The organism is Streptomyces eurocidicus (genome assembly GCF_002891295.1).
In the GTDB taxonomy this organism is placed as follows: Bacteria; Actinomycetota; Actinomycetes; order Streptomycetales; family Streptomycetaceae; genus Streptomyces; species Streptomyces eurocidicus.
The window spans coordinates 156,631-173,894 of record NZ_LGUI01000001.1; the positions used below are offsets into that span (position 1 = coordinate 156,631).

Consider the following 17,264-nt stretch of genomic DNA (forward strand, 5'->3'; position numbering starts at 1 on the left):
GGGGCACCGGGCCCCGGCGGGGCCCGGTGCGGGTGGGGCTCAGCCGGCCAGGCAGGAGGGGCCGAGGAGCACCTTGAGGTCGCCGAAGAGGGCCGGGTCGGGGGTGACCCGGTGGCGGTCCAGCCGGAGCACGGTGGTGCTGCGGGCACCCTGGAGCTTGATCCGGACCTCGGTGGCGCCCCGGTGGTGGGTGAGGACCTGGCCGAGCTTCTCCACCAGCGGCGGGGTGACCTTCACGGTGGGGATGGTGATGATCACGGGGGCGTTGGTGCCCGCGTTGGAGAGGTCGGGGACCATCAGTTCCATGGCGACCAGGCGGGGGACGTCCTCGCGCTTGTCGAGCCGCCCCTTGACGAAGACGACGGCGTCCTCGACGAGCTGGGTGGAGACCAGCTGGTAGGTGGCGGGGAAGAACATGCAGTCGATGGAGCCCGCGAGGTCCTCGACGGTGGCGATGGCCCAGGCGTTGCCCTGCTTGGTCATCTTGCGCTGGAGGCCCGAGATGATGCCGCCGATGGTCACGATCGCGCCGTCGGCGTGCTCACCGCCGGTCAGCTGGGAGATCGAGGCGTCGGCCTTGTCGTTGAGGACGTGCTCGATGCCGAAGAGCGGGTGGTCGGAGACATAGAGGCCGAGCATCTCGCGCTCCTGCGCGAGGAGGTACGCCTTCTCCCACTCGACGTCGGAGAACTCCACGTCCAGGCCGAAGCCGGGGCCGTCGTCGGCGGTGTCGTCGCCCATGCCGCCGAAGAGGTCGAACTGTCCCTCGGCCTCCTTGCGCTTGACCGCGACCACGTTGTCGATCATCGGTTCGTAGTGCGCGGTGAGGCCCTTGCGGGTGTGGCCCATCTCGTCGAAGGCGCCGGCCTTGATCAGCGATTCGACGGTGCGCTTGTTGCAGACGACGGCCTCGACCTTGTCGAGGAAGTCGGGGAAGGAGCCGTACTTCCCCTTCGACTTGCGGCTGCGGATGATCGAGTCGACCACGTTCTGTCCGACGTTGCGGACGGCGGTGAGGCCGAAGAGGATCACGTCGTCGCCCTGGGCGGCGAAGTTGGCCTCGGACTCGTTGACGTTCGGCGGGAGCACCTTGATGCCCATGCGGCGGCACTCGTTGAGATAGATCGCCGACTTGTCCTTGTCGTCGCGCACGGAGGTGAGCAGCCCGGACATGTACTCGGCGGGGTAGTTCGCCTTGAGGTAGGCGGTCCAGTACGAGACGAGGCCGTACGCGGCGGAGTGGGCCTTGTTGAAGGCGTAGCCGGCGAAGGGGACCAGCACGTCCCACAGCTTCTGGATCGCCTCGTCGGTGTAGCCGTTCTTCCGGGCGCCCGCCTGGAAGATCGTGAAGTTCTTCGCCAGCTCGTCGGGCTTCTTCTTGCCCATGACGCGGCGGAGGATGTCGGCCTCGCCGAGGGAGTACCCGGCGACGATCTGGGCGGCCTTCTGGACCTGCTCCTGGTAGACGATCAGACCGTAGGTGACGGCCAGGACCTCTTCGAGGGGCTTCTCCAGATCCGGGTGGATCGGCGTGATCTCCTGCTGCTTGTTCTTGCGCAGCGCGTAGTTCGTGTGGGAGTTCATGCCCATCGGGCCCGGCCGGTACAGGGCCGAGACGGCGGAGATGTCTTCGAAGTTGTCGGGCTTCATCAGCCGCAGCAGGGACCGCATGGGGCCGCCGTCGAACTGGAAGACGCCGAGGGTGTCACCGCGCTGGAGCAGCTCGAAGGTCTTGGGGTCGTCGAGCGGCAGGCTCAGGAGATCGATGTCGATCCCCTTGTTGGCCTTCACCATCTTGACGGCGTCGTCCATGATCGTGAGGTTGCGCAGGCCGAGGAAGTCCATCTTCAGCAGGCCGAGCGACTCACAGCTCGGGTAGTCCCACTGGGTGATGGTGACGCCGTCGGAGTGCCGGACCCAGACCGGGACGTGGTCGGTGATGGTCTCGCTGGACATGATCACGCCGGCCGCGTGCACACCCATCTGCCGGACCAGGCCCTCGACGCCGCGCGCGGTGTCGATGACCTTCTTGACGTCCGGCTCGTTCTCGTACATCCCGCGGATCTCGCCGGCCTCGCCGTAGCGCGGGTGCTTCGGGTCGAGGATGCCGGAGAGCGGGATGCCCTTGCCCAGGACGTCGGCGGGCATCGCCTTGGTGAGGCGGTCGCCCATCGCGTACGGGTAGCCCAGCACGCGGGCGGAGTCCTTGATGGCGTTCTTGGCCTTGATGGTGCCGTAGGTGCCGATCATGGCGACCTTGTCGGCGCCGTACTTCTCGGTCACATAGCGGATCACCTCGGCGCGCCGGCGCTCGTCGAAGTCGATGTCGACATCGGGCATGGAGATGCGCTCGGGGTTGAGGAACCGCTCGAAGATCAGGCCGTGCGGGATCGGGTCGAGGTCGGTGATGCCCATGGCGTAGGCGACGATCGAGCCGGCCGCGGAGCCACGGCCGGGGCCGACCGCGATGCCCTGGTTCTTGGCCCACATGATGAAGTCGGCGACCACGAGGAAGTATCCCGGGAAGCCCATCGAGATGATGGTGTCCATCTCGTACTCGACCTGCTTCATGCGGTCGTCGGGGATCCCGCCGGGGAAGCGGCGGTGCATGCCCCGCATGGTCTCCTCGCGGAACCAGGTGACCTCGGTGTAGCCCTCGGGGATGTCGAACTTGGGCATCAGGTTCCGGAACTGGAACATGCCCTCGGTGTCGACCTGCTCGGCGACCAGCCTGGTGTTGGCGCAGCCCTGCTGCCAGGCGTCCGAGGAGTCGATGGCGTACATCTCGTCCGTGGACTTGAGGTAGTAGCCCGAGCCGTCGAAGCGGAAGCGGTCGGGGTCGGAGAGGTTCTTGCCGGTCTGGATGCAGAGCAGGGCGTCGTGGGCGGTGGCCTCGTGGGCGTAGGTGTAGTGCGAGTCGTTGGTGACCAGCGGCGGGATGCCGAGCTCCTTGCCGATCTTCAGCAGGTCCTCGCGGACGCGGCGCTCGATGTCGATGCCGTGGTCCATCAGCTCCAGGAAGTACCGCTCCTTGCCGAAGATGTCCTGGTATTCACCGGCGGCCTTGCGGGCCTCCTCGTACTGGCCGAGGCGGAGCCTGGTCTGGAGCTCGCCGGAGGGGCAGCCGGTGGAGGCGATCAGGCCCTCCGACCACTGGGCGATGGTCTCCTTGTCCATCCGCGGCCACTTCGTCAGCCAGCCCTCGGCGTAGGCGTCGGAGGACAGCCGGAAGAGGTTGTGCAGACCGGTGGCGTTGGCCGCCCAGATCGTCTTGTGGGTGTAACCACCCGAACCGGAGACGTCGTCCCGCTTCTGGTGCGGCTGGCCCCACTGGATGCGCCGCTTGTTCCGCCGGGACTCGGGGGCGACATATGCCTCGATGCCGATGATCGGGGTGATCCCGGCCTTCTGCGCGGAGTGGAAGAAGTCATACGCCCCGTGCAGGTTGCCGTGGTCGGACATGGCAATGTGTGTCATGCCCATTTCATTGCAGGCATTGAACATGTCCTTGAGCCGCGCCGCGCCGTCCAGCAGGGAGTACTGCGTGTGGACGTGCAGGTGCGTGAAGGGCGGCTTGGACGAGGCGGTCACGGTGGAAGACCTCCGGCGGCGGGTCGGCGACAGCGGGGAGACAGCTTTGAAGGTTACCGGCCCGCACTGACATCCACCGGCACTCGGCCGCACCCCCGGGCGTTGGACCCCTCGGGACGACCCGTCCCGCCGGGCGCGCGGCCCGCGGATCCGCGGCAGACTCCCAGGAGGACCTTGAGATGGCGCTCCAGCACGACCGGACCGGGCAGCGCGGCGAGGAGATCCTCGCCGTCTTCGACACCGCCTTCGGCGAACTGCTCGCGGCCGACCCCGCGGCCTTCCGCGTGAAGTTCCGGAAGATGGCGGCCTCCCCCTTCGCCTTCTACCGGGGCACGGCCTGCCTCTTCTACGCCGACCTGGCGGACGGCGCGGACAGCGGCCCGTACCTGGACGAGCGGACGAGCCGGGTGTGGATCCACGGCGATCTCCACGCCGAGAACTTCGGCACCTACATGGACGCCACGGGCCGCCTGGTCTTCAACGTCAACGACTTCGACGAGGCGTACGTCGGCCCCTTCACCTGGGACCTCCGGCGCTTCGCCGCGTCCGCGGCCCTGCTCGGGCACGCCAAGGCGCTCGGCGACCCGCAGATCGGCGACGTCGTGCGGGCCTACGCCGCCGCCTACCGCGAGCGCGTCCACGCCCTCGCGACGGGGGCCGCGGAGGACGACGCCCCGGCCCGCTTCACCCTCGACACCGCCGAGGGCCACGTCCTGAACGCGCTGCGCGGGGCCCGCTCGCGCACCCGCGTCGGGCTGCTGGACGCGACCACCGAGATCCGGGACGCCGAGCGCCGCTTCAGCGCCGGGAAGACCGCCGTGGAGCTCGACGCGGCGACCCGCTACAAGGTCCTCGACGCCTTCGACGGCTATCTGGAGACGCTGCCCGCGACGAGCCTGGTCCGCCCCGACTCCTACCGCGTCAAGGACGTGGTCGGCCGCCGCGGCATGGGCATCGGCTCGGCCGGCCGGCCCGGCTTCGACCTCCTCCTGGAGGGCGGCAGCGACGCCCTCGAACACGATGTGGTGATCTACATCAAGCGGGCCGAGGTCCCGGCGGCCTCACGGCACGTCGCCGACCCCGACGTGCGCGCCTACTTCCGGCACGAGGGCCACCGCACCGTGATCTCCCAGCGCGCGCTCCAGGCGCACGCCGACCCGTGGCTCGGCTGGACCGAGCTGGACGGCGTCGGCCAGCTCGTCGCCGAGGACTCCCCCTACGCGGTCGACCTCGCCTGGTCGGACATCGACCACCCCGAGGAGATCGCGGCCGTCGCCGCCGACCTGGGCCGGGCCACCGCCACCATGCACGCCGTCGCGGACGCCGACAGCGGCCACTCGCTGGTGCCCTTCTCCACCGAGCGCGCCATCGACGCCGCGATCGCCGCCGACGAGAAGGGCTTCCCGGAGCTCCTCGTCGACTTCGCGCACTCCTACGGGGCGCGGGCCCGCGCGGACCACCAGATCTTTGTGGACCTCTTCCGCAACGGCCGCATCCCCGGCCTCTGAGGTCCCGGGCCTTCCGGCCCTTTGATCCGCGCTTAACACGGTCCATGACAGACTCGGTTCTCATGGACATTTCGGCGGCATGGTTGCGGGCATCGCGCGCGGCGCTGTTCACAGCGCTGTGTGTGCTGCTCTCCGCCGCCTCCCACGTGCTGCTGTCCGGCACGGGCCTGCCCGTGCCGACGGTCGCCGCCGTGGCCGCGGGCGTCTTCGTCCTCGCCTACGCCCTGGCGGGCAAGGAGCGCGGTTTCGGCCATATCGCCGCCCTCCTCGTCCCCCTGGAGCTGGCGGCCGACACCCTCTTCACCACCGGCCAGCAGAGCTGCTACGGCGCGGACGGCCACCCCGTGCCCGGGGCCCTCACCGCGCTGTGCGGCGGCAGCGTCGGCGCCTCCTTCGCCCCGTCCGCGCCGGTCGGCGGCCCGGGCACCGCCTCCTGGCTGCTGCTCGCCGCGCACCTCTCGGTCGGGCTGCTGGCCGCCGTCTGGCTGCGCCGCGGCGAGGCGGCGCTGGGCCGGCTGCTCGGCGCCGTGGCGGCGGTCGCCTTCCGCCCGCTGCTGCTGGCCGCCGCCGCGGCCGGCGCGGCCACGGACCCCGCCGCCCCGGCGCGCCGGCCCGCACGCCACGCGCGCGTGCCCGGCGCCCGGCCCCTGCTGCTCCACTCCGTGATCCGCCGCGGGCCGCCGTCCGGCCCCGTCCCCGGCACCGCCTTCGCCCCCGCTCCCGCTCTCGCCTTCGGCTGAGCGGCGCGGCGCGTGTGGCGCGGGCGCCCCGGGACGTACCGCACGGAGATCCACGGCACACCACACGGAGAAGTCGGCACCATGAGCAAGCGCAACAGCCAGCAGAACAAGCAGGCGGCCCGCGAGCGGCTGCGCGCCGAGCGCGAGCGCCAGGCCAAGAAGGACAGGACCCGCCGCCAGCTCGTCGTCGGCGGAGGCGTCGTCGCGGTCCTGGCGATCGCGGCGGGCATCGTCGTCGCCGTGACCCAGCTGGGCGGCAAGGGCACGGACGCCGCCTGGGCGGCGGCGTCGAAGAAGGAGCTGGTCAAGCCCGCCAACACCGCGGGCGACAAGGGCACCGAGATCGTCGTCGGCGACAAGAAGGCCAAGCACACGCTGGACCTCTTCCAGGACATGCGCTGCCCGATCTGCTCGGTCTTCGAGCAGAACGTCGGCGACACGCTGGAGAAGGACGTCAAGGACGGCAAGTACAAGGTCTCGTACCACATCGCGACCTTCCTCGACCGGAACTTCGGCGGGGTGGGCTCGAAGAACGCCCTCAGCGCGCTCGGCGCGGCCCTGGACGTCAGCCCCGAGGCGTTCACCGCGTACAACAAGGCGCTCTACGCCAAGGACAACCACCCGCAGGAGACCAAGGACGACTACGCCAAGGACGACGTCCTGCTGAAGATCGCGAACACCGTCCCGGCGCTGAAGGACAACGCGGAGTTCCGCAAGAACGTCGAGGACGGCACCTTCGACAAGTGGGCGCTGGAGGTGTCGGACGCCTTCGACGCCAACAAGGACGTCACCGGCACCCCCACCCTGAAGCTGGACGGGAAGAAGCTGACGTCGGACGGGAAGAACGTCCCGATCACGCCGGACCAGTTCAACAAGGCGGTCGGTGACGAGCTGAAGTCCTGACCCCCGCCGGGCCCGGCGCCGGCCCGCCGCGGCCGGTGCCGCCCCGGGTGTCCCGTTCCCCCCACTGATGCCGAATCTTGACACGACACTTAACCGCGGCCGTGGCACACTTCGACCTCATGGAGGGGACGGGAGTTCGACTGCGGGCGCTACGCGCGGCGTTCTTCACCGCACTCTGCGTCACCCTGTCCGCGGCCTCGCACGTCCTGCTCTCGCGGGCGCCGCTGCCGCTCCCCACCGTCGCCGCGCTGTCGGCCGCCTTCTTCGCGGTCTCCTACGCGCTGGCCGGCCGGGAGCGGAGCTACGGGCGGATCGCCGCCCTGCTCGTCCCGCTGGAGCTGACGGCGGACACCGTCTTCACCACGGGCCAGCACGCCTGTTACGGACGGGCCGGCGGCCCGATCGCGGGCCCGCTGCACTCCATCGGCCTCGATCTGGTCTGCCGCGGCGGTGACTTCGGCACCCCGCTGGCCCGGCTCGCCGCCCAGCAGGACCCCGGCCGGGCCGCCCCGGACACGGCCCTGCCCTGGCTGCTGCTCGTCTGCCATGTCGCGGTGGGCCTGCTGGCCGCCGCCTGGCTGCGCCGCGGCGAGGTCGCCCTCGGCCGGCTGCTGCGCGCCGTCGCCGCCTCCGCGTTCCGCCCCCTGCTGCTCGCCGTCGCCACGCCCGTCGCGGCCGTACACCCGGGCGGCGGCCCCGTACGCCCCGTGCGCCGCACCCCGCCCGCGTACACCCTCCCGCTCCTCGTCCACTCCGTGGTGCGGCGTGGACCGCCCCGCTGCCCGGCCTTCGCCTGAGCACAGCGGTCCCCACCCCACCTTTCACCCCGCGGAGAACATCATGAGCAACCGGAACAACCAGCAGAACAAGCAGGCGGCCCGCGAGCGGCTGCGCGCCGAGCGCGAGCGCCAGGCCAAGAAAGACAAGACCCGCCGCCGGCTCATCGTCGCCGGCGCGATCGTCGTCGTCCTCGCGATAGCCGGCGGCGTCGGATACGCCGTCAGCAACATGAGCGACGACAAGGACGGCGGCTGGGCCGGCGACAAGGCGTTCGTCCAGCCCAAGAACACCGCGGGCGACAAGGGCCAGGAGATCGTCGTCGGCAGCGCCGCCGCCAAGGAGACCCTCACCGTCTTCGAGGACCCGCGCTGCCCGTCCTGCGCCAGCTTCGAGCAGAGCGCCGGCCCGCAGCTGCGCCAGGACGTGAAGGACGGCCGCTACAAGGTCCGGTTCGTGATGGTGAACTTCATCGACCAGATGGTCCCGGGCACCGGCTCCAAGAACGCGGTCAGCGCGCTCGGCGCGGCCCTGAACGTCAGCCCGGACGCCTTCGTCGAGTACAAGGAAGCGCTGTACTCCCAGAAGAACCACCCCGACGAGCGGGACGACGCCTTCGCGGACGACAAGAAGCTCATCGAGATCGCCCAGCAGGTCCCGGCCCTGAAGGGCAACAAGGACTTCGAGAAGAACGTCACCGAGGGCACCTACGACAAGTGGGCCGTGGAGATGGGCAAGCTGTTCGGCAAGGACGGCATCAACGGCACCCCCACCCTGCTCCACGGCGACAAGAAGATCCTCAAGGACGGCTCGCAGCAGCCGCCGATGGACAAGGACTCCTTCACCGCCGCGATCGACAAGGAGTTCGGCCCCAAGAAGAAGTGACGAACCGGTGATGAGCGGACGAACTATCAGAGTTCGTCCGCTCATTGCCTTATCGGGAAGTAAGGTGATGGTCCGTGACCTCCCACACCCCTGCCCAGATATCGCGTCGTACCGCCGTCACGGCCGTCGCCGCCACCGCCGCGCTCCTTCCCCTCGCCACCGGGCCCGCCGCCCGTGCGGCGGGCACCGGCGCCCCGGCCTTCCTGCACGGTGTCGCCTCCGGTGACCCGCTGCCCGACGGCGTCCTGCTGTGGACGCGCGTCACGCCCGTGCCGGACGCCGTCCCCGGCTCCGGGCGCGGCCCGGCCACCGAGGTGACCTGGGAGGTCGCCGAGGACGAGGCGTTCGGCAAGGTCGTCGCGCGCGGCACCGCCACCGCCACCGCCGCGACCGACCACACCGTCAAGGCGGATGTGCGCGGCCTGCACCCCGCGACCGGCTACTGGTACCGCTTCACCGCCGGCGGCACGCACTCCCCCGCCGCCCGCACCCGCACCACCCCGGCCCACGACGCCCCGGCGGACGGCCTCCGGCTCGGCGTGGTCTCCTGCGCCAACTGGGAGTCCGGCTGGTTCTCCGCCTACCGCCACCTCGCGGCCCGGCGCGACCTGGACGCCGTCCTCCACCTCGGCGACTACCTCTACGAGTACGGGACCGGCGTCTACCCCGCCGCCAAGTACGTCGTACGGCCGCACCGGCCCGCCCACGAGATCGTCACCCTGGCCGACTACCGCACCCGCCACGGCCACTACAAGACCGACGCCGACCTCCAGGCGCTGCACCACACCCACCCGGTCATCGCCATCTGGGACGACCACGAGTTCGCCGACAACGCCTGGTCGGGCGGGGCGGGCAACCACACCCCCGGGACCGAGGGCGACTGGGCGACACGGATGGCGGCGGCGAAGCGGGCGTACTTCGAGTGGATGCCCGTCAGACCCTCCGTCGAGGGCACCACCTACAGACGGCTGCGCTTCGGCAAGCTCGCCGATCTGCACCTGATGGACCTGCGGTCCTTCCGCTCCCAGCAGGCCAAGCCCGGCAGCGGCGCGGTCGACGACCCGGACCGCACGCTCACCGGCCGCGCCCAGCTCGACTGGCTGAAGGCCGGGCTGACCTCCTCCGACACCACCTGGCGCCTCGTCGGCAACTCCGTGATGATGTCCCCGGTCGCCTTCGGCGCGCTCCCCGCCGCCCTGCTGGAGCCGCTCGCCAAGCTCCTGGGCATGCCCGCCGGCGGACTGGCCGTCAACACCGACCAGTGGGACGGCTACACCCACGACCGGACCGAGCTGATCGGCCACCTCACCGACCACGCCGTCCGCAACACCGTCTTCCTGACCGGCGACATCCACATGGCCTGGGCCAACGACGTGCCGCGCAAGGCCGCGACGTACCCGCTGTCGGGGTCGGCCGCCACCGAGTTCGTGGTCACCTCGGTGACCGCCGACAACCTCGACGAGACCCTGCGGGTCCTGCCCCACACCGTGTCCCTGGCCGCCGCCGGCACCATCAAGACCGCCAACCGCCATGTGAAGTGGGTCGACATGGACTCGCACGGCTTCGGCGTCCTCGACGTCACGCCCGAGCGGGCCCAGATGGACTACTACGTCCTGTCCGACAAGCGCGACCCTGGGGCGACCGCGTCATGGAGCCGGTCGTACCGCACGCTGTCGGGCACCCAGCGGGTGGAACGCGTACGGACGCCGGTGCGCTGACCCCGCCGTGCCGTACGGGCCGGGGCCACCCCGCCCGTACGGCGCCGCCGCGCGCTACGCCGCGCCGACCTCGTCCAGGAACGCCAGCGCCACCCGCCACGCGGCCTCCGCGGCCTCCGCGTCATGGTCCGGCAGCTCCGGGTCCGTGAACAGGTGGCCCGCGCCCGCGTAACGGTGCACCTCCACCTCGGCCCCGGCCCGCCGCATCCGCAGGTACCACGCGTTCAGCCAGTCGTGCGGCTCGAACGGGTCGGGGTCCGCGACATGGAGCTGTACGGGCAGCTCGTCGACGGCCGCGTCCTCGGCCAGATCCGAGGTGCCGTGCAGGAGCAGCAGCCCACGGGCCTTCTCGTCGCCCAGCGCCAGGTTCTGCGCGACCGACCCGCCCAGCGAGAAGCCCGCGTAGACCAGCCCGCGGTCGGACAGCGGCGCCGCCGCGACGATCGCGCGCCGCAGCAGCTCCTCGTGCCCGATCTCGTCCTTGATGGCCATGCCGTCCTCGACGGTGTCCGCCGTCCGGCCCTCGTAGAGGTCCGGCACGTGCACCTCGTGCCCGGCGGCGCGCAGGCGCTCCGCGGCGGCGTGCACGGCGGGCCTGAGCCCGTAGGCCGAATGAAAAAGGACAATCGTGGTAGAGGACGCCACTGGGGTCACTTCCTTACAGGTGGATCGCGTGCCCCCATCGTGCCAGCTACGGTCGGGGGGGAAGCGCCCCACCGGTGTGCCGTGGCCGGCCCGGAAGGAGCTGAGGTGTCCGTGGAGGGCGTACTGCGTCCGGTGTTCATCATCGGCGGTGCCCTGGTCGTCACCCTGGTCGTGGGGTGGATCGCCGACCGGGCGCTGCGCCGGATCGGCGCGAGACATCCCGAGACCCCGCTGTGGGACCTGCTGCGGCGCTGCCGGCTGCCCCTCCAGGTGGTGCTGTGCGCGGCGCTGCTGCGCGCCGGATACCGCTCCGCGAAGCTCGCCGAGGAGCACGAGGAGGCGGTCGGCCAGGCACTGACGCTGGTGCTGATCGGGGCGTGCGCCTGGCTGGTGGTGCGGGTGGCCGTCGCGATAGTGGAGGCGACCTACGCGCGGTACGCCGCCGGGGCCCACGACCCGGCCCGGGTGCGGCGGGTGCGGACGCAGGTCACGCTGATCCAGCGGGTCGTCACGGCGGTCGTGTGCGTGGTGGCGGTGGCGGCGATGCTGCTGACGTTCCCGGCGATGAAGACCTTGGGCACCTCGGTGCTGGCCTCGGCCGGGCTGATCGGCATCGTCGCCGGGGTGGCCGCCCAGTCCACGCTCGGCAATCTCTTCGCGGGGCTCCAGATCGCCTTCGGCGACGTGGTGCGGATCGGGGACACCGTCGTGGTGGACCGCGAGTGGGGCCGGGTCGAGGAGATCACGCTGACCTATCTGGTGGTAACCACCTGGGACGAGCGGCGCATCACGATGCCGGTGTCGTACTTCACCAGCAAGCCGTTCGAGAACTGGTCCCGCAACAACCCGAGGATGACCGGCACGGTCTTCTTCCACCTGGACCACTCGGCCCCGGTCGACCTGATGCGGGAGCGCCTGCACGCGGTGCTCAAGAGCAGTCTGGAGTGGGACGAGCGGGCCTGGGGGCTGGTGGTCACCGACACCACGCCGTCCACCATCCAGGTGCGGGCGCTGGTGACCGCGCGGGACGCCGACGACATCTGGACGCTGCGCTGCGTGGTGCGCGAGCGGCTGATCGAGTGGCTGCGGCTGGAGCACCCGTACGCGCTGCCGCGGCTGAACACCGCGCCGGCGCCGGGCGCCGGGGACGCGCCCGTACGGCGGCAGACCCCGCCCCGCGCCGGGGACGTCGGGCCGGGGCCGGGCACGACCTGAGCCCGCCCGGCCGGCTCAGCCGCCGCGCAGGCTCTTTATGTCCAGGTGGCGCAGCACCCGGTCGACGACCTCGGGGTCCGCGCCGGGTTCGCTGCGCGCGGCGAGCACCTCGTGGCGGGCGGCGGAGAGCATCTCGCCCTGGACGCGCTGGAGGGTGCGCATCCGTTCCACCCGCCGGGCGTACGCCTCGCGCCGCTCCTCGTCGACCATCTCGGGGCTGATGCGGGCGCCGACGTCGTAGGCGCGCCGGGCCAGCATCTCGGAGAGGTCCTCGGGGAGGTCCTCCTTCTCCTCGATCTCCAGCAGGCGGCGCTTGGCGGCCCTGGCCGCCCGGATGGCCAGCTTCCGTTCCAGTTCGCGGTCCACGTCGGCGTCCGCGCGCACCTTCAGCCGCCGGACCAGCCAGGGCAGGGTGAGCCCCTGGACGACGAGGGTGGCGATGACGACGGTGAAGGCGATGAAGAGGATCTCGTCGCGGGCGGGGAAGGGCGAGCCGTCGTCCATCTCCAGCGGGATGGCCAGGGCGAGCGCCACGGAGGCCACACCGCGCATCCCGGACCACCACATCACGACGGTCTCCCGCCAGCTCATCAGGACCTCCTCGTCGACGTCCCTGCGCTTGTGCAGCTTCCGGGTCAGCCACGCGGCGGGCAGCAGCCACAGCAGGCGGACGCCCACCACGACCGCGGCGACGACGGCGCCGATGCCGAGCATCTCTCCCCAGCGGCCGGAGGCGGTGGCGACGGCGTTGTGCAGTTCGAGGCCGACGAGGCCGAAGGCGGCGCCCGTGACGAGGGTGTCGACGACCTCCCAGAAGGTGTGCCCGGCCAGCCGGCCCAGGACGTCGTCGGCGTCCGTCGCGTACTCGGCGAGGAAGAGCGCCGTGGTGAGCACGGCGAGCACGCCGGAGCCCTTGAACTCCTCGGCGAGGACGTAGGAGACGAACGGGACCAGCAGGGTGAGGCCGATCTGGAGGGTGGGTTCGCCGAGCAGGTCCATCAGCCGCTTGGCGGCCCAGCCGAGGGCCAGGCCGACGGCGACGGCCACGACGGCGGAGAGCACCAGCTCGCCGACCGCCCGGGGCGCCGAGAAGCTGCCGCTGACGGCCGCCGCGATGGCCACGTGGTAGAGCACGATGGCGGTGACGTCGTTGAAGAGCCCCTCGCCCTCCAGGATGGAGACGACGCGGCGGGGCAGGCCCAGCGAGCCCGCGACGGCGGTGGCGGCGACCGGGTCGGGCGGGGCGACGAGCGCGCCCAGCGCGACGGCGGCGGCGAGCGAGATCCCCGGCACGACCGCGTCGGCGATCGCGGCGACGGCGGCCGTGGTGACGAACACCAGCGCGACGGCGAGCAGGAAGATCGGCCGCCGGTTGGCCGCGAACTGCCGCCAGGAGGTGCGCTGGGCGGAGGCGTAGAGCAGCGGTGGCAGCAGCAGCGGGAGGATGAACTCCGGGGCGATGTCCACATTGGGGACGAACGGCAGCAGGGCGAGGACGATCCCGCCGAGCGTCATCAGCACCGGCGACGGGAGCCCCAGCCGGTCCCCGAGGGGCACGGTGACCAGGGCCCCGAGCAGCAGGATGAACAGCAGGGCGAGCTGGTCCACGGATGCCCTCCGGGCGGGTGGGGAACGATGATCCGTTCACCAGCCTGCCATGGGGCGCCTGGGGCGCCCGTTGCGGGGAGCTGTCAGAGTTGTGCGACGGATGCCGAGCGGGCCCGGCACGGTGCCCCCGTGCCTCGGGCGGGCAGCCCCTCCCGCCCGGCTTCCGGGCGGCGGCCGGGCCGGGGCGGAGGCGAGGGATCCCGGCCCACGCCACCCGTTCCGGGCAGCGATCGATACCGGCCCCCGGCCGAGGGCCGCCGGAGCGGAACCACGGAACCCGGCCGCACCCCGGAGCCGTCGGGCGGGGCCCGGCCCGCGCGCCGTTCCGGGTGTCGGCCGGTACCGGCCGACGGCCGGGGCCGGGCCGGGGCCGGGGCCGGGGCCGGGCCGGGGCCGGGGGCCGGGCCGGGGCCGGGGCAGGGGCAGGGGCGGGGGCGGGGGCGGGGTCACAGGACCCCGGTGCACCTCACAGCGTCTTGGTCATCGCCCGGTGGAGGATGCCGCTGCCCTCGTCGAACTCCGGGCCGTGCGCCGTGTAGCCCAGCCGCTCGTAGAACCCGAGCACCGGCACCTGCGCCTCCAGATAGACCCGGCGCAGGCCGAGGCGGCGGGCCTCGGCCTCCACCGCGCGGACGAGCGCGGCGCCCAGGCCGGTGCCCCGGGCGGCGCGGCCCACGGCGAGCCGGCCGAGGACGGCCGTGGTGTCGTCGTCGACGCCCGCGTGGGCGTACTTCCTCCGGGCCGGGGCGCCGTACAGGAAGCGGACCGTGCCGACGGGGCCGGCCGGGCCGGTGGCCAGGAGGTGGACGGCGCCGGCGTCGTAGCCGTCGATCTCCTCGGCCTCCGGGACGCCCTGCTCGGCGACGAAGACCGCACGGCGCACGGCGTGACAGCCGGGCAGCTCGTCGAGGCCGACGACCCGGACCGGGAGGGCGCCCGGGGCGGGAGCCGCCTGGCTCACGCGCTCTCGGCGCGCACGATGTCCAGGGCGCGCTGCAGGTCCTCGGGGTAGGCGCTCTCGAACTCCACCCAGCGGCCGTCCTCGGGGTGCTCGAAGCCGAGGCGCACGGCGTGCAGCCACTGGCGGGTGAGCTTCAGCCGCTTGGCGAGCGTCGGGTCGGCCCCGTAGGTGAGGTCGCCGACGCAGGGGTGCCGGTGCGCGGACATGTGCACGCGGATCTGGTGCGTGCGCCCGGTCTCCAGCTTGATGTCGAGGAGGCTGGCGGCCCGGAACGCCTCGATCAGGTCGTAGTGGGTCACGGAGGGCTTGCCCTCGGCGGTGACGGCCCACTTGTAGTCGTGGTTGGGGTGGCGGCCGATGGGGGCGTCGATGGTGCCGCTCATCGGGTCCGGGTGGCCCTGGACGAGGGAGTGGTAGCGCTTGTCGACCGTGCGCTCGCGGAACTGCTGCTTGAGCAGGGTGTAGGCGCGCTCGGACTTGGCGACGACCATCAGGCCGGAGGTGCCGACGTCCAGGCGGTGCACGATGCCCTGGCGCTCGGCGGCGCCCGAGGTGGAGATGCGGTAGCCGGCCGCGGCGAGGCCGCCGATGACCGTGGGGCCCGTCCAGCCGGGGCTGGGGTGGGCGGCCACGCCGACGGGCTTGACGATCACGACGATGTCGTCGTCGTCATGGACGATCTCCATGCCCTCGACGGGCTCGGCGACGATCCGCACGGGCGCGGGCGGGGCCGGCATCTCGACCTCCAGCCAGGCACCGCCGGTGACCCGGTCGGACTTCCCGGCCACCGCGCCGTCGAGCTGGACCTTGCCCGCCGCCGCCAGCTCGGCCGCCTTGGTACGGGAAAAGCCGAACATACGGGCGATGGCGGCGTCGACGCGCTCGCCCTCGAGGCCGTCGGGTACGGGCAGGGCGCGGATCTCGGGAATGGTGCTCACCCGTCGAGTATGACGGACGGCGCCGGCCGGGCCGCACGTCCGCCCTCGCCGTCAGTCCTTGTGGACCGTGCCGTCCGGGTCCAGACCGCGGAAGGAGAGGATGACGATCAGGAAGCCGCCGCAGACGATCGCGGAGTCCGCGAGGTTGAAGACGGCGAAGCCCTGGGGGGCGATGAAGTCCACCACACCGCCCTCGAGACCGCCCGGCGCCCGGAAGAGCCGGTCCGTGAGATTGCCGAAGGCGCCGCCGAGCAGCAGCCCGAGCGCGATCGCCCAGGGCAGGCTGTAGAGCTTGCGGGCGATCCGGGCGATCACCACGATCACCGCGGAGGCGATGATCGTGAAGACGATCGTCATCGCCTCGCCGATGCCGAAGGCCGCGCCGCGGTTGCGGATCACGTCGAGCTGGAGCCAGGTGCCGAAGATCTCGATGGGGTCGTGGTGCTCCAGCTTGGCCACCACGAGCAGCTTGCTGCCCAGGTCGAGGAGGTAGGCGCAGACGGCCACCGTGAGGAGCACGGCAATGCGCCGCCCGCCCTTGGCCACGCCCTCCGGCGCGCCCGCGGCCTCGTCGGCGCCCTCAGGCGTGCCGGTGGTCTGTTCCGCCTCTGTCACGTGAGTCCTTCGACGTCGTCCTGCCTGACTGAGGACGAGGGTACGGCACACACGCGCGAACGGGTCAGCGGCGTTCCTGCCGCTGTTTGCACTCCACACACAGCGTGGCCCGGGGAAACGCCTGCATCCGCGCCTTCCCGATGGGCTTGCCGCAGTTCTCGCAGAGCCCGTACGTACCGGCGTCGAGCCGCTCCAGGGCGCGCTCGCTCTGGAGCAGCATCTCGCGGGCGTTGGCGGCCAGGGCCAGCTCGTGCTCCCGGGTGATGTTCTTGGTGCCGGTGTCCGCCTGGTCGTCGCCCGCGCCGTCGCCCGAATCGCGCATCAGGCCGCTGATCGCCTCCTCGGAGCTGGCGAGCTCGGCGCGCAGCCGCAGCACCTCGCTCTGCAGCTCCGTACGGGCCTCGGCGACCTCTCCCGGCGACCAGGGCTCCTCCCCCGGCCGCACGGCGAGGACCCCGGGGGGCGTCGCGGCCGCGCGGGCGCCGGGGACCTTCCCCGCGGCCCGCGCCCCTGCTGTCACGTCCACGGTCTTCTTCGCAGCCACCGTCCTGGCTCCCGTCTTCTTCGCGGGCACCGCCTCGCGGGCGGTCTTCCCGGCCGCCTTCGGGGCGTGCGCCCCGGCAGCCTTCGGAGCGGCCGCGCCCTCGGCGGCCGCCTTCTTCGCAGCTGTCTTCCCGGCGGGCGCCTTCTTCGCGGCCGTCTTCCCGGTGATCTTCCCGGTGGTCTTCGTGGTCTTCCCGGCCGCCTTCCCGGCCGTCTCCTCCGCCGGGGCCTTCGCCGGGGCCTTCTTCGCGGCGGTCTTCGCGGCCGCCGTCTTCTTGGTGGCCGTCTTCTTCGCCGCGGTCTTCTTCGCCGCCGTCTTGGTGGCCGTCTTCTTCGCGGCCGTCTTCCCGGCCCCCGCTCCGGCGGCCTTCTTCGCCGTCGCCTTCTCGGCGGGCTCCGCCTTCCCCGCCGGTCTCTCCGCCGGTTCCGCGGCCTTGGCCGTCCTCTTCGCCACCATGACCGCGGCCCCTTCACATTTTATGATCTTGCGCGCGAATCGTGCCGGAACGATAGATCTCCACCGGGCACGCAGCAACGGGGCACGCCGGTCTCATCGTTTGTGCCCCGCCCCCGGCCCTGTAATCGGGCCGGGCCGCTACCCGTACGGCCCCGCTCAA

14 protein-coding genes are annotated in these 17,264 nt (G+C 71.9%); 7 read left to right on the forward strand and 7 right to left on the reverse strand.

Annotated features, from left to right (window positions below):
• Window positions 1-39: 39 nt before the first annotated feature.
• The gene (gene dnaE, locus AF335_RS00655; RefSeq protein WP_102916290.1) at window positions 40-3,591 is read right to left on the reverse strand and encodes a DNA polymerase III subunit alpha; all 3,552 of its coding nucleotides are present in this window, start codon (window positions 3,589-3,591) and stop codon (window positions 40-42) included.
• A gap of 179 nt (window positions 3,592-3,770) precedes the next feature.
• On the opposite strand from dnaE, the gene AF335_RS00660 reads away from it, so the two are divergent.
• From AF335_RS00660 to AF335_RS00685, 6 genes are all read left to right on the forward strand, one after another.
• Window positions 3,771-5,099, forward strand: a complete 1,329-nt coding sequence (locus AF335_RS00660; RefSeq protein WP_102916291.1) for a DUF2252 domain-containing protein — start codon at window positions 3,771-3,773, stop codon at window positions 5,097-5,099.
• 62 nt (window positions 5,100-5,161) lie between these two features.
• The gene (locus AF335_RS00665) at window positions 5,162-5,839 is read left to right on the forward strand and encodes a hypothetical protein (protein ID WP_102916292.1); all 678 of its coding nucleotides are present in this window, start codon (window positions 5,162-5,164) and stop codon (window positions 5,837-5,839) included.
• Between the two features lie 81 nt (window positions 5,840-5,920).
• Window positions 5,921-6,742 carry a thioredoxin domain-containing protein gene (locus AF335_RS00670; RefSeq protein ID WP_102916293.1) on the forward strand — a complete coding sequence of 274 codons (822 nt, stop codon included), beginning with the start codon at window positions 5,921-5,923 and terminating at the stop codon, window positions 6,740-6,742.
• Between the two features lie 119 nt (window positions 6,743-6,861).
• Complete coding sequence (locus AF335_RS00675) at window positions 6,862-7,539, forward strand: hypothetical protein (protein ID WP_102916965.1); 678 nt, start codon at window positions 6,862-6,864, stop codon at window positions 7,537-7,539.
• 43 nt (window positions 7,540-7,582) lie between these two features.
• Window positions 7,583-8,404 carry a thioredoxin domain-containing protein gene (locus tag AF335_RS00680; RefSeq protein ID WP_102916294.1) on the forward strand — a complete coding sequence of 274 codons (822 nt, stop codon included), beginning with the start codon at window positions 7,583-7,585 and terminating at the stop codon, window positions 8,402-8,404.
• 74 nt (window positions 8,405-8,478) lie between these two features.
• The gene (locus tag AF335_RS00685; RefSeq protein WP_102916295.1) at window positions 8,479-10,122 is read left to right on the forward strand and encodes an alkaline phosphatase D family protein; all 1,644 of its coding nucleotides are present in this window, start codon (window positions 8,479-8,481) and stop codon (window positions 10,120-10,122) included.
• A gap of 54 nt (window positions 10,123-10,176) precedes the next feature.
• On the opposite strand, the gene AF335_RS00690 is transcribed toward AF335_RS00685, so the two are convergent.
• Entirely contained in the window at window positions 10,177-10,767 is a 591-nt protein-coding gene (locus AF335_RS00690) for a dienelactone hydrolase family protein (protein WP_102916296.1), read from the reverse strand.
• 111 nt (window positions 10,768-10,878) lie between these two features.
• Between AF335_RS00690 and AF335_RS00695 the strand changes: the two genes are divergently transcribed.
• Window positions 10,879-11,982, forward strand: a complete 1,104-nt coding sequence (locus AF335_RS00695) for a mechanosensitive ion channel family protein (RefSeq protein ID WP_102916966.1) — start codon at window positions 10,879-10,881, stop codon at window positions 11,980-11,982.
• Between the two features lie 15 nt (window positions 11,983-11,997).
• Here AF335_RS00695 and AF335_RS00700 read toward each other — a convergent pair whose 3' ends face one another.
• From AF335_RS00700 to AF335_RS00720, 5 genes are all read right to left on the reverse strand, one after another.
• Window positions 11,998-13,590 carry a Na+/H+ antiporter gene (locus AF335_RS00700; RefSeq protein ID WP_102916297.1) on the reverse strand — a complete coding sequence of 531 codons (1,593 nt, stop codon included), beginning with the start codon at window positions 13,588-13,590 and terminating at the stop codon, window positions 11,998-12,000.
• A 466-nt stretch (window positions 13,591-14,056) separates the two neighbouring features.
• Complete coding sequence (locus tag AF335_RS00705) at window positions 14,057-14,551, reverse strand: GNAT family N-acetyltransferase (RefSeq protein WP_102916298.1); 495 nt, start codon at window positions 14,549-14,551, stop codon at window positions 14,057-14,059.
• Window positions 14,548-15,489, reverse strand: coding sequence for an RluA family pseudouridine synthase (locus tag AF335_RS00710; protein ID WP_102916299.1), 942 nt, complete (start codon window positions 15,487-15,489; stop codon window positions 14,548-14,550). Before AF335_RS00710 ends, AF335_RS00705 begins: the two co-directional genes overlap by 4 nt.
• Window positions 15,490-15,540: 51 nt before the next feature.
• The gene (gene lspA, locus AF335_RS00715) at window positions 15,541-16,104 is read right to left on the reverse strand and encodes a signal peptidase II (RefSeq protein WP_102916300.1); all 564 of its coding nucleotides are present in this window, start codon (window positions 16,102-16,104) and stop codon (window positions 15,541-15,543) included.
• 64 nt (window positions 16,105-16,168) lie between these two features.
• Window positions 16,169-17,104 carry a TraR/DksA family transcriptional regulator gene (locus AF335_RS00720; protein ID WP_102916301.1) on the reverse strand — a complete coding sequence of 312 codons (936 nt, stop codon included), beginning with the start codon at window positions 17,102-17,104 and terminating at the stop codon, window positions 16,169-16,171.
• Window positions 17,105-17,264 lie beyond the last annotated feature (160 nt).

Excerpts from the sequence above, each read along its gene's own strand:
- AF335_RS00660 (WP_102916291.1), top strand. The coding sequence starts at position 3,771 with ATGGCGCTCCAGCACGACCGGACCGGGCAGCGCGGCGAGGAGATCCTC.
- AF335_RS00665 (WP_102916292.1), top strand. The coding sequence starts at position 5,162 with ATGGACATTTCGGCGGCATGGTTGCGGGCATCGCGCGCGGCGCTGTTC.
- AF335_RS00670 (WP_102916293.1), top strand. The coding sequence starts at position 5,921 with ATGAGCAAGCGCAACAGCCAGCAGAACAAGCAGGCGGCCCGCGAGCGG.
- AF335_RS00675 (WP_102916965.1), top strand. The coding sequence starts at position 6,862 with ATGGAGGGGACGGGAGTTCGACTGCGGGCGCTACGCGCGGCGTTCTTC.
- AF335_RS00680 (WP_102916294.1), top strand. The coding sequence starts at position 7,583 with ATGAGCAACCGGAACAACCAGCAGAACAAGCAGGCGGCCCGCGAGCGG.
- AF335_RS00720 (WP_102916301.1), bottom strand. The coding sequence starts at position 17,104 with ATGGTGGCGAAGAGGACGGCCAAGGCCGCGGAACCGGCGGAGAGACCG.